The 12,892-nt window shown below is 57.2% G+C and carries 9 protein-coding genes; all 9 read left to right on the forward strand.

Annotated elements, in window-relative coordinates; genetic code table 11:
- Positions 1-49 precede the first annotated feature (49 nt).
- The 9 genes from CKROP_RS03650 (at position 50) to ftsZ (ending at position 12,844) form a co-directional block, all read left to right on the forward strand.
- Positions 50-1,630 carry a UDP-N-acetylmuramoyl-L-alanyl-D-glutamate--2,6-diaminopimelate ligase gene (locus CKROP_RS03650; protein WP_012731387.1) on the forward strand — a complete coding sequence of 527 codons (1,581 nt, stop codon included), beginning with the start codon at positions 50-52 and terminating at the stop codon, positions 1,628-1,630.
- Positions 1,631-1,682: 52 nt separating this feature from the next.
- Positions 1,683-3,200: a UDP-N-acetylmuramoyl-tripeptide--D-alanyl-D-alanine ligase gene (locus CKROP_RS03655; RefSeq protein WP_012731388.1), complete on the forward strand. Its 1,518-nt coding sequence runs from the start codon at positions 1,683-1,685 to the stop codon at positions 3,198-3,200.
- Positions 3,200-4,297, forward strand: coding sequence for a phospho-N-acetylmuramoyl-pentapeptide-transferase (gene mraY, locus CKROP_RS03660; RefSeq protein WP_012731389.1), 1,098 nt, complete (start codon positions 3,200-3,202; stop codon positions 4,295-4,297). Before CKROP_RS03655 ends, mraY begins: the two co-directional genes overlap by 1 nt.
- Before the next feature lie 34 nt (positions 4,298-4,331).
- Positions 4,332-5,804: a UDP-N-acetylmuramoyl-L-alanine--D-glutamate ligase gene (murD, locus tag CKROP_RS03665; protein ID WP_420838946.1), complete on the forward strand. Its 1,473-nt coding sequence runs from the start codon at positions 4,332-4,334 to the stop codon at positions 5,802-5,804.
- Between the two features lie 5 nt (positions 5,805-5,809).
- Positions 5,810-7,465, forward strand: coding sequence for a peptidoglycan glycosyltransferase FtsW (locus tag CKROP_RS03670; RefSeq protein ID WP_148209635.1), 1,656 nt, complete (start codon positions 5,810-5,812; stop codon positions 7,463-7,465).
- 73 nt (positions 7,466-7,538) lie between these two features.
- The gene (gene murG / locus CKROP_RS03675) at positions 7,539-8,642 is read left to right on the forward strand and encodes an undecaprenyldiphospho-muramoylpentapeptide beta-N-acetylglucosaminyltransferase (protein WP_012731392.1); all 1,104 of its coding nucleotides are present in this window, start codon (positions 7,539-7,541) and stop codon (positions 8,640-8,642) included.
- Positions 8,643-8,745: 103 nt separating this feature from the next.
- Complete coding sequence (gene murC / locus CKROP_RS03680) at positions 8,746-10,308, forward strand: UDP-N-acetylmuramate--L-alanine ligase (RefSeq protein WP_052292459.1); 1,563 nt, start codon at positions 8,746-8,748, stop codon at positions 10,306-10,308.
- A gap of 41 nt (positions 10,309-10,349) precedes the next feature.
- Positions 10,350-11,192: a cell division protein FtsQ/DivIB gene (locus tag CKROP_RS03685; RefSeq protein ID WP_012731394.1), complete on the forward strand. Its 843-nt coding sequence runs from the start codon at positions 10,350-10,352 to the stop codon at positions 11,190-11,192.
- A 236-nt stretch (positions 11,193-11,428) separates the two neighbouring features.
- A complete protein-coding gene (gene ftsZ, locus CKROP_RS03690; RefSeq protein WP_012731395.1) occupies positions 11,429-12,844 on the forward strand; it encodes a cell division protein FtsZ in 1,416 nt (471 codons plus the stop codon).
- The last annotated feature ends 48 nt before the right edge of the window (positions 12,845-12,892 follow it).

Here is a 12,892-nt window from a genome sequence, read left to right on the forward strand (position 1 = left end):
GTTTATCGCGTTATCCTTCGCCGTCTAGATCGTGATCAAGGAGATTGTCATGGCAACGCTGCAAGAACTTGCGGAAATATCGGGTGGCCGCCTCATTCGGACTGATGACCCGGACCTCGTCGTCACGGATATTGGGCTTAATGCTCAGGCTTTGCCAGAAGGTGGGCTCTTTGCCGGGGTGCCTGGGCTCCATGTCCATGGCGCACAATTTGCGGACTCCTCATCGGCAGCAGCGGTCTTGACTGATCACGATGGGGTAGAAAAGGTCACGCGTGAGGACCTGCCGATTATCGTCGTTGATGACGTTCGTGCAGTGCTCGGGGAGGTGTCGTCGGCAGTTTATGATCACCCTTCCCGCGACTTGACGGTGATCGGTATTACCGGGACAGCAGGGAAAACCACCACGAGTTACATGGTTGAAGCTGCTCTCCTTCATCACGGCATTTCAACCGGGCTGATCGGTACCACGGGTACCAGGATTAATGGGGAGAAGGTTCCTTCGACTCTCACCACCCCCGAAGCCCCTAACCTTCAAGCACTTTTCGCCATGATGAAAAAGCGAGGCGTGACGCACGTGGTCATGGAGGTTTCCAGTCACGCGATTGCGTTGGGTCGTGTATTGGGGACTCATTTCTCCGTCGCGGGGTTCACTAATTTGTCCCAGGATCACCTGGATTTCCACCCCACGATGGAGGATTACTTCCAGACGAAAGCGCGGCTGTTCAAGGAGGATTCGCCCCTGCATGCGGAGACCTCCGTCGTATGCATCGATGATGCGTGGGGGCAGAGATTAGCGACGATGCTGCCACATCCGTTCACGGTGTCGACGGAAGCTGCGTCGGAACATGACGCATCGCTTCAGCCGGATGTGTGGGCTGGGCCATCCTCCGTCATGGATAACGGTGTGCAGACGGCCGAGCTGTACGGCTTCGGCGCGAACGAGATGACGCTACATATACCGATGCCCGGCCGTTTTAACGTCGCTAATGCGATGCTGGCGATGGGGCTCCTCGTGAAGACCGGGATGAAAGCCGAGGACGCCATTGAGGGGCTCTCGACCGTGACCGTGCCCGGCCGATTAGAACGTATTGATTGTGGCCAAGATTTTATGGCCGTCGTGGACTATGCCCATAAACCGGGGGCGATCGCTGCCGTCTTGGATACGCTTCGTGCACATGTGCGGGGCCGGATTGCAATCGTCGTCGGTGCCGGCGGAGATCGGGATCATTCGAAACGCCCCATCATGGGACGTGAAGCAGCGCTACGCAGCGATCTAGTTATTGTCACCGATGATAATCCGCGTAGTGAAGATCCAGCTTCCATACGGCAACAAGTCGTGGCAGGGGCGAAGGAAGTGGCTGACCATGTAGATGTTGACCGTGCGGACGAACCTCGCAATAAAGTAAAAACAGAGGGTTCGGAGCATCGGCCTACCATTCGTGAGATCGGTGATCGCAGAGAAGCGATCCGCGCAGCAATCCAGTGGACCCAGCCGGGTGACGCAGTTATCGTCGCAGGTAAAGGGCATGAAACTGGCCAGCTGATTGGTGATACAACTCATCCATTTGACGATCGGGTCGAAACGCGCCGAAGCATCGAAGATAAACTCAATAGCTCGGTGGAGAAATAAAAGTAGTTATGTGCCATCACATGTACGGGCGTAGTGAAAGAGGTAGCCAACCATGATTCCCATGACGGCGGGGCGTCTCGCGGATATTACCGGCGGATATCTTGTCAATATTGACCCCGACGCGGTAGTACCAGGGCCCGTCGAATTCGATTCGCGGAAGATTGCCCCTGGTTCAGTATTTCTGGCATTGCCGGGTGCCCGTGTCAATGGCCACGATTTCGCCGCCCAAGCCATTAAAGACGGCGCTACTCTCGCCCTGCTATCACGTGATATGGGTGTACCTGCCGTCATCATTCCTCACGTAGAGCACGTGGAAACCAATGCCACCGCGCTGGAATATGACCGCGATGGGGAAGGTGAAGCGGCATTGGCTGCTCTCAGTAAGCTGGCTCACCACACGGTCACCGAATTAGTCGCTCACCATGGCCTACGTGTGATCGGTGTGACGGGTTCCGCCGGGAAAACATCGACGAAGGACATGATTGCGACGATCCTTCGGACGCAAGGGGAGACGGTGGCACCACCCGGGTCCTTTAATAACGAAATTGGGCACCCCTACACCGCCTTGCGATGCACCGAATCGACGCGATTCTTAGTTGCCGAAATGAGTGCCCGCGGAATCGGCCACATCGCTCACTTGGCGCGGATTGCGCCTCCGACGATTGGTGCAGTCCTTAACGTTGGTACGGCTCATTTAGGCGAATTTGGATCCCGCGAGGCCATTGCCCAAGCCAAAGGTGAACTCGTCGAGGCGTTGCCGTCGGCTGACGACGGTGGCGTTGCGATCCTTAACGCCGATGATCGTTTGGTATCGGGCATGGCACCACGGACCTCGGCCCGTGTGATCACTTTTTCGGTGAAGTCTGGAGAAGCTGGTGATGACCCGGCCGATGACCACGACGCTGTCATCGCCACTGATGTCGTTCTCGATAGCTCCGCCCGTGCATCCTTTACCTTGACAATGCCGACGGGGGAGTCCGCCCCCGTGCAGCTGCAAGTTTATGGGCAGCACCAAGTTGCGAATGCGCTCGCAGCCGCAGCGGTGGGATTTGCCGTCGGGATGTCCGTGGATGAGATCGCCACTGCGTTGTCCCACCACACCGCGGCGAGCGCGAATCGGATGGATGTGCGCAATCGGCGCGACGGAGTAACCATCATCAACGATTCGTACAACGCGAACCCTGACTCAATGCGCGCAGGAATCGCAGCTTTGGCGTCCACCGTTCAGGCGCGGGAGGATGCCCAATCCTGGGCAGTCTTAGGCCAAATGGGTGAATTGGGAGCCTCCGCCACCGACGAGCACTACTCGATCGGTGAAGAACTGGGCCGACACCAGATCAACCACGTTGTTGTCGTCGGCAATGGTGTTAACCAGCGGGCTTTAGCGCATGGAGCTAAGGATTCGGGCGTTGATGTGACCCACGTGGACGATGTCGATGCAGCTGTCGATAATGTGTGGTCGTCAGTTCGTCCGGACGATGTTGTCCTTATCAAGGCTTCATACTCAGATGGACTGTGGAGAGTCGCGGAAGGGCTTTTGTCCGGTCAGGATGAAGGGAACGGAGAGTAATGGTTCATATCATCATCGGCGGCGCCGTTTCTTTTATTATTGCAATTCTTTTTACCCCGATTTTGATTCGTCGTTTTTCCGACGAAGGCCTGGGGCAGGAAATTCGTGAGGAAGGCCCGCGATCGCATTTGCGCAAGCGCGGAACTCCCACGATGGGTGGTATCGCCATCATCGTCGCCATCGTCGGTGGGTATTTTCTTGCGCACCTCGCCTCTGTGTTTACCCCGTCGAGCTACAAGCCAACAGCGTCAGGCCTGTTAGTTCTCGGCCTGACAGTGGGGATGGGGTTCCTTGGTTTCCTTGATGACTACATCAAATTGGCGAAGGCGCGGAACCTTGGCCTGAACAAAAAAGGAAAGCTGCTGGGCCAGGCCGTTCTCGCCATCGGTTTCGGGGTGCTGTGCCTCTTGTTCCTCAATGAACACGGCCTGAAGCCCGCCTCGACGAAGCTATCCTTCGTCCGCGATATCGATACCTTTGATATCGCAATTGGCGGCGGCATCATTGGAACCCTCATATTCCTGCTGTTCATCTACATTTTGGTGACTGCCTGGTCGAATGCCGTGAACCTTACCGACGGTCTAGATGGCCTTGCTGCAGGAACAACTGCGATCGTGATGGCCGCGTATTCCATCATGACCTTTTGGCAGTTCCGCAACTCGTGTGCCTCTAACGCGTCGGTTGCGTGCTACCAGGTGCGAGACCCCCTAGACCTCTCCATTTTGGCAGCGTGCGGATTGGGTGCGTGCCTTGGTTTCCTGTGGTGGAATGCGGCCCCGGCGAAAATCTTCATGGGTGACACCGGGTCGTTGGCCCTGGGTGGACTCGTTGCCGGCTTGTCTGTGACCTCACGGACCGAATTGCTGATGATCGTTATCGGCGCTTTGTTTGTCGCGGAAACGATCTCCGTTGTTATTCAAGTTGTCAGCTTCCGGTCAACAGGTAAACGGCCATTCCGCATGGCACCCATCCACCACCACTTCGAAAACGGAGGATGGGCGGAAACGACCGTGGTCGTCCGCTTTTGGCTGCTCACGGCGATGTTCGCGGTCGCTGGGGTGAGTATGTTTTACGCTGACTGGTTAGGGTGGACCTAATCAAACCCGAGACCCCATACGGAAAGAGAACATCATTATGTCTCACGTCCAGACATCATCGTCATATCTTCCTCAACCTCAAGGTCCAGTGTGGATTGCTGGCGCTGGGGTATCGGGCCGAGGCGCAGCTGACGACCTAGCCACACAACTCGGATGGTCGGTGTGCATCATCGATAGCAACTTCACTGCAGCAAGTGAGCTTGCAGACCGCCACGGCGGATCTGCCATGACCGTCGAGGAGGCTCATTCTCGTCTCGACGAAGCCTCGCTGATCGTGACGTCGCCAGGATGGCGGCCAGACACGCCCCTGCTACGCGACGCGCAGGAGCAAGGAATTCCGGTCATTGGTGACGTTGAACTGGCGTGGTGTGCCGATCGTGATGGCCGTTTTGGAGAACCACGCACCTGGTTAGCCGTCACCGGGACGAATGGTAAAACAACCGCCACGTCGATGCTCGCATCGATGATGGTCGAATCCGGAGCAGCGGCTGAGGCAGTGGGGAACATCGGGGTAGCGGTCGGGACTGCGCTAACACAGACTCCGCGGGTCAGTGTCATGGTCGCGGAGCTTTCCAGTTTCCAGCTTCACTGGTCGCCGACGCTCACCCCTGATGCCGGTGTCGTCTTAAATCTTGCAGAAGACCATATTGACTGGCATGGCTCGATGGATGCCTACGCGGCGGATAAAGCGCGGGTGTACCGAGGGTCAGTCATCGTCGTCAATGCGGATGATGAGCGTGTGTGCCGCGAAGCTGAGCGGTACATGGAACTTTCTTCAACCTCTTCTAGCGGTGACACTCCGGCTCGTCGTGTTATCGAATTCACGATGGGGGAGCCCGGTGCAGGCCAAGTTGGGGTGATCGACGGCAGGATCGTCGACCGCGCGTGCGTCCCCGCTCATTCGGAGGGCGTGGATATTGCAGATGCGACAAGAATTTCTCCCCCCGGTCCGGCTGGCGTCGCGGACGCGCTTGCGGCCACAGCCATTGCCCGGTCACAGGGCGTGGAGCCAGACGCGATCGTTCGAGCGCTGTCTTCCTTTGTCGTCGAAAAGCACCGTGGACAAGTCGTCTACGAAGCTGGAGACATCCGATGGATCGACAACTCGAAGGCGACCAACCCTCACGCGACGGACGCAGCTTTAAGTGCGGTGGAGTCATGTGTGTGGATTGCAGGTGGGCAGCTCAAAGGTGCCCAGATTGATGATCTCATTCACAAGAATGCCGACCGTATTTCGGCAGCGGTTGTTTTGGGACAGGATAGAGAGATCATTCGCCAGAGTCTCGCTACCATTCATCCCCGCATTCCTTTGACCGTCATTACGTCGACCGACCCAGTGATCGCGATGAATGAAGCCGTCCAGGCAGCGTCCCGGTTGGCACAACCTGGTGACACGGTGCTTCTCGCGCCCGCTGCCGCTAGCTTGGACATGTACACGGGGATGAGCCAGCGTGGCGACCTCTTCGCTGAAGCTGCTCGTCGTTATGGGCGCGGTACAGAAGGATAGGGATCGTGACAGTGAAATCTGACCAAGGAACGAGGTCCCGCCGTGCGCGATCATGGTGGGAAGGAGTCGTCGGCAAGATTGATGCTGCGACATCAACGCCGAAGTTTGACTACTACATCCTTGCCGCGATCACAGCGATTCTGACTGGCGTGGGGCTCTTGATGGTGCTGTCCAGCTCGATGGCATCGTCGCTGGCAGATTCCAACAGTGTGTGGACGGATTTCTTCAAACAAGCCGGGATGGTCGTGGTTGGCCTCGTCGGTCTGTATTTCGCTATCCGAATGTCCCCGGCCATCATTAAGAAAATTTCGCCCTGGGCTATGGGGCTCGCGGTTATTCTGTTGATCTTGGTTCTGATTCCAGGTCTGGGAACTGGTCTTCAGCAGATGGGATCCCAATCATGGCTCGTCCTGGGGCCTGTCACCATTCAGCCGTCAGAGGTTGCCAAGCTAGCCATCGCGGTCTGGGGTTCTGCAGTTCTGTCCGAGAGAGCGCTCTACGCACGGTCAATCCGCGAGGTCTTAGGCTTTTTCACCGCGATCGTGGTGCTCGTGATCGTTCTTGTTGCCCTTGAGCGTGACCTCGGCATGGTCGCGTCGGTCATGATCGTTTTCCTCGCTCTGGCTTGGTTTGTGGGTGTGCCCAAGTGGGTCACGACGACGATCATCGCCGGCGGCTTGGGCCTCGCTGTTCTTCTGACCTTGACGGCCGGGTATCGGTCCAACCGCGTCGAAGTGTTTAGGGAAACCCTTTTCGGTAAATTCCCCAATACACAAGGCACGGCCTACCAGAGCTACCAGGGGTTTTTGTCCCTGGGCGACGGCTCTTTCCTGGGGCAGGGACTAGGCCAATCGCGTGCCAAGTGGTTTTACCTTCCCGAGGCTAAGAACGACTTCATCTTTGCCGTTGTCGGTGAAGAAATGGGATTCCTCGGCGCCAGCATCGTCATCCTTCTCTTCGCCCTCTTGGGCTGGGTAGGAATGCGCATCGCGTTAAACCAGGCGGATCCTTTCCTTCGTCTCATGGCTGCGACGGTCACCACAGGCATTGTCATCCAGGCATTTATCAACATTGGTTACGTGACGGGGCTTCTTCCCGTCACCGGTATTCAGCTGCCGTTGATTTCATCCGGCGGAACGTCGGCCATCATCACTCTGGTATCGATGGGGTTGCTTCTTAACTGTGCCCGACATGAGCCTGAGACAGTGTCGTCGATGCAGACCTACGGCCGCCCCGTCGTCGATAAATTATTGGGATTCCCGGAACCGCGTGCGTTTGATCCTTCAACGTTGCGTCGAGGCCCATGGGTTGACGACGACGATCCGCGATCGCGGAATGGCAACGGGTCTCGGAAGAGTGCCGGTGCGCGAGGGAGATCCGGAGGCCGTTCGGGGTCGTCGCGACGAGGTTTGCTCTCCGACAGACACCACGAGGTCCAAAGGTTCGGAGAACCAGTGACTCGTCGGAACGGATCGCCCCGCAGTCGACGTAACGAGGTCAATAGGCAGCCAAGCTCGGGATCCGCGACCCAACGGCGGGAACGGGCCCATGACCGTGCGCCTCGTCGGCGGTCCAGAAACGGCAGCCGGCGTACATATCAATCTGATTGCGGTACGACGAATGGTTCCTTTGGGCCATTCGACGACGGGACTCGTCGTTAATATGAATGAGACACGTTTTTAAGGCACAAATAAGGCTACGTCGATGATGTAGCGCTATTCCTGAGGTGGGTGTATGAAGAGGTCACAGGATACGGACGGAGAGCTCTCCGTTGTTGTTGCTGGTGGTGGCACTGCCGGTCATATCGAGCCCGCGATGGCAGTTGCCGACGCGGTTCGTCGCAGTGTGCCCTCTGCACGGATCACAGCATTAGGGACGACGAAGGGGCTCGAAGGAACTCTCGTTCCCGAACGTGGTTATGACCTGCGGATGATTGACCCAGTACCAATCCCACGCAAAGTTAATAAAGCACTTTTTTCTGTTCCACACCGTGTCCGTCGGGCGGTCAACCAAACAAAAGACATTTTGCGCGATGTCAACGCCGATGTTCTTATCGGGTTCGGCGGTTATGTGTCGGCCCCTTCGTATCTCGCGGCCAAATCCCTCCACATCCCATTCTTCGTGCATGAGGCGAACGCGCGAGCCGGTATGGCCAATAAGCTGGGAATTCGCTTAGGGGGACGTGGCTTAGCCGCCGTTGAAGGATCAGGTATTTCCGCGGAGATCGTGGGGATCCCGGTCCGCTCAGAGATCAGCTCGCTCGACCGGTCAGGACTTCGTGCAGAGGCCCGTGAGTATTTCGGTTTGGATCCCGACGCGCCAGTGTTGCTGGTCACAGGTGGTTCCCAGGGGGCACGGTCCATCAATAACGCCGTTTCCGGTGCATCACGCGAACTCGGGGAAGCAGGGGTCTCGGTGCTCCATGCCTATGGGAAGAAAAACTCAATAGACGTTGATCACCAGGATGGAACTCCGCCCTATATCGGCGTTCCCTATATCTCGCGGATGGATTTGGCATTGAGCGCCGCAGACATGATTCTCTGCCGGTCGGGGGCAATGACCGTCGCAGAAGTGTCCGCTGTCGGACTCCCGGCCGTCTATGTGCCACTCCCGCATGGCAATGGTGAGCAGGCGTTGAACGCCCAGCCCGTCGTGGACAACGCCGGGGCCATACTCATTAACGACGACGGCCTCACCAGCCAGACCATCGTCGACAAGGTGATTCCCATGATCACGAACCCTGATGTCTTAACGGTGATGGCGGAGCAAACGGCCAAAAGCAGCAACCCCAATGCCGCCGATGACATAGCTCAACGCGTTATTGCAGCAGCTCGATGACGTCCATGTAGCTGTTCCCCTAATTACCTGTTCACAGTCAAGGAGCGAAGTAGTGGCACATAACGACGAAACCAGCGGGCAGACGAAGGACGCTGGGCACACCATGCACTTAGAGCGTCATGCCCGACGTGTCAATCCGGCACATGCAATAACCCCCGATGAACTCCGACATGTCCACATGGTGGGCATCGGCGGTGTCGGCATGTCTGGGGTGGCCCGGATCTTGTTAGACCGCGGATATACGGTCACCGGGTCGGACATGAAAGACTCGCTCACCATCCTGGCTTTACGAGCCGCCGGAGCTGTGATTGCCACGGAACATAAGGCGGAGAACCTGGACTTGGCGGGCGATACGCCGACATGTGTGGTGACCTCGTTTGCTGCTATTCCCCAGGACAATCCGGAACTGGTGAGCGCTCGTGAACGGGGAATCCCGGTGGTCACGCGGTCCGACGTTTTAGGCGCACTTCTGCTTGACCACGATGCTTTACTCATTGCCGGGACTCACGGAAAAACCTCGACGACGTCGCTGGCAGTTATCGCGCTGCAACAGGCAGGCATGGATCCCAGTTTCGCTGTTGGTGGACAGCTTTCCACGACCGGGACGAATGCGCATCATGGCACGGGCTCAGTGTTCGTTGCTGAAGCAGATGAGTCCGACGCGTCGTTGTTGACCTATTCACCCAATGTTGCGGTGGTGACCAACATTGAGGCGGACCACCTCGATTTTTATGGTTCCGAACAATCGTATGTTCACGTTTTTGATGAGTTTGCGGACCGCATTGTCGACGGTGGATATTTGGTGGTCTGCGTGGATGACCCGCACGCTGCGGCACTGGCTGAGCGGATTGTGCAGCAAGGGAACAGAATAAACGTCATTGGTTATGGAACGAGTGATGCGTGTACGCGCCATCCGTCGATCCCGGTGGGTGCGGAAATTACAGAGATCACTCCGAAGCCTGACCGCACGGATGCGCTGATCCGGATTTCCCTACCCGCACATGCGTCGGCTAACAACTCTGCTGGCGAGGCGAATGAGGCGGAAACGAGCACTCACCGCGTTGAGATGCATATCCCCGGGAAGCACATGGTTCTCAATGCCGTCGCTGCAATTGTCTCGTCGGTTCTTGTCGGGGCTGACCGTGAGCGCGCCGTGAGTGGTGTCAACGGCTTCCAGGGCGTGCGCCGTCGGTTCGAATCACACGGGACTATTTCGCATGTTTATTACGAGGGAGCGTCTGTTTACGATGATTACGCCCATCACCCGACCGAAGTGCGGGCGGTGTTGACCGCAGCGCGGGAAAAGATTCAGGCAATGGATCCTGTGGAAGGCCACCAGCGCAGAGTGATTGTTGTCTTCCAACCGCACATGTATTCCCGAACTGAGGAATTCGCTTCGGAGTTTGCTGAGGCTTTGTCCCTCGCCGACGAGGCCATCGTGATGGACATTTATGGTGCCCGTGAAAAGCCCATTCCTGGGGTGACGAGTGATCTCATCATCGACCAGATGACTATTTCGGCGCACGCCGCCCATCGAGTCGACGAGGTTCCTCGCATGGTGAGCAGTATCGCTGGGCCTGGCGACATCATTTTGACGATGGGCGCAGGAACCGTGACTATGCTGGCAGATCCAATTGTTGCAGCATTGCATGAACCGGTGCAGTAGGTTACAACGTGACCTGGGTGAGAGGTAAGTAGGAAGAACTAGTGAGAGGCTCACGAAAAGCGTCGCGTAGAAACGCTGGCGCTAAAGGCAGACAGCCGGGGCGCAGCGTACCCATCGACAATTTTGGTTCCCCCGTCGACTCTGACGAAGAGAGGGAGCACTCACGTGTCATTCATTCCGGTGGCCGTAAAGAATCGCAGGGTGAGAGCCGTCGCCGACGTCGCCGCCGGTGGTGGGGAGCAGCTCTCATCATCGTGCTTCTCCTTGTGGTCGGTGCGGTGGTTCTCCGGATCGCTCCTATCCTGACCGTGTCCTCTTTTTCTGTGAAAGGTAATGAGCAGACCTCGAAAGAGGACATCATTGCCGCCTCGGGGATTCACGAGGGTCAGAATATGACCCGGATTGATACTCATGCCGCAGCGTCACATGTTGTCGGATTGCCGTGGGTGACGAAGGCTACGGTGGAGCGCTCCTGGCCGCGGACTATCTCGATTTCGGTGAAGGAAGCAACCGTCGCGTTCTACGTTGACGATGATGGAGATCATCTTTTCGACGATAACGGGCGAGAGTTCGACGTTTCCCCGCATCCGGACGGGGCATTGAAGCTGGATGGGAACACTTCTCCCGATGAGGAGACTGCACGTGCAGTGGCACACGTCGCCCAGGCTGTTCACGAGCACGCGCCGGGTATCGTCGGCGATATTGACCATATTGATGCCCAGAATGAAAATAATATTTCGTTAGTTTTCAAAGACGAGAAAACGGTGAAATGGGGAACGAGTAATAATGCGTCGTCTAAAGCAGAAGCGACGAAGGCCGTGCTTCAGCGAGAAGGACGTGTATGGGATGTTTCCAACCCGGCTCAGGTCTCAGTCAAGGAATAGTGTGAACCATAACTGCAGGTAAAGCCTAAAGTTAAGGTTTAGACTTGCGACACGCCGAATGGATTAGTCACCACGTGTTTGGTCTGTTCACAAGCATTATAGAAACGTAAATAATAAAATTCTTTGCTACGGGCCGCTGCGCCTCTGCAATAAAGGTGGCAACATCCTGTAGTCTTTGCGCAGACCGTACAGTTCGATAGCGATAGATCGTGTAACGAAAGGCGAGCCCTACAACCATGACGACATCGGATAACTACCTCGCCATCATCAAAGTGGTTGGCGTTGGCGGCGGCGGCGTCAACGCTGTCAATCGCATGATTGAAGATGGCCTCAAGGGAGTCGAGTTCATCGCCGTGAACACCGACTCTCAGGCGCTTATGTTCACTGACGCGGACGTCAAGCTTGACATCGGCCGCGAAGCGACTCGTGGCCTGGGGGCTGGCGCCAACCCTGAGGTAGGCCGGAAGTCTGCCGAGGATCATCGTGACCAGATTGAATCCACCCTGCAGGGTGCGGATATGGTCTTCGTCACCGCAGGTGAAGGTGGTGGAACCGGAACGGGTGCCGCCCCGGTGGTCGCGAGCATCGCGAAGAAGCAAGGCGCGTTGACCGTCGGCGTTGTGACCCGTCCATTTACCTTCGAAGGGCCGCGTCGTACGAAGCAGGCTCTTGAGGGCATCGAAGCTTTGCGCGAAGTGTGTGACACGTTGATTGTCATTCCGAATGACCGCTTGCTTCAGATGGGCGACAAGAACGTCTCCATGATGGAAGCCTTCCGCCAGGCTGACGAAGTTCTCCACAATGGTGTCCGAGGCATCACCGACCTGATTACCACCCCAGGCGTCATTAACGTTGACTTTGCCGACGTTCGCTCAGTCATGTCGGATGCTGGTTCGGCCTTGATGGGAATCGGTGCTGCTCGTGGTGAAGGGCGTGCCGCTCAAGCTACCGAACTGGCCATTAGCTCCCCTCTGTTGGAAAACACCATGGAGGGCGCCCACGGTGTCTTGTTGTCCTTCGCAGGCGGCTCGGACATCGGCCTCTTCGAGGTCAACGATGCAGCTAATGTCGTTGCCAACTTGGCCTCTGACGATGCCAACATCATCTTCGGAACGATTATCGACGAAAACCTCGGCGACGAGGTTCGAGTCACCGTGATCGCTACCGGGTTTGACGACAGCACCGAGCAGTCGAGCGGTGCTCATGCTGCTCAGCCGGCGAATTCTCAAACGACACCTGCACCACGGGAATCGAATGCCCGTGACGTGTTCTCCGGCCAGCCGGCGAGTTCGTCATCGTCGGGTTCCGCGGGCGCTCGTGAGCAGATGACGTCTTCCTTCCAGCGCCGTGAGCACAGCTCTGCGGACCGTGGTTTCGGAGCGTCCGCCGGGTCGCAACCGATCGGTGGCTCTGGGGAGAGCGGCTCCCGGCAGCCTTATGGACAGTCCGACGGATCTGCAGGGCGTCCCCAGAGCAGCGGTGGGTCCTACCAGTCCGAGGCAAACCGCGGGCTTTTCACCTCCGGTAGCCGGCATAGCTTCTCTGAGGATCAATCCGATCTGCAGCGTGGTGGAGCTCAGCCACAGCGGGGGAATGACTCCCGTAACGACTTTGACGACGACGATGACGATCTGGACCTGCCCTTCTCCTAAAAAAGATCCGGGCCAGCGTGAAGAATCCGGGTCATCGGAAACAAGTCG

This window comes from Corynebacterium kroppenstedtii DSM 44385 (assembly GCF_000023145.1).
Lineage (GTDB): Bacteria > Actinomycetota > Actinomycetes > Mycobacteriales > Mycobacteriaceae > Corynebacterium > Corynebacterium kroppenstedtii.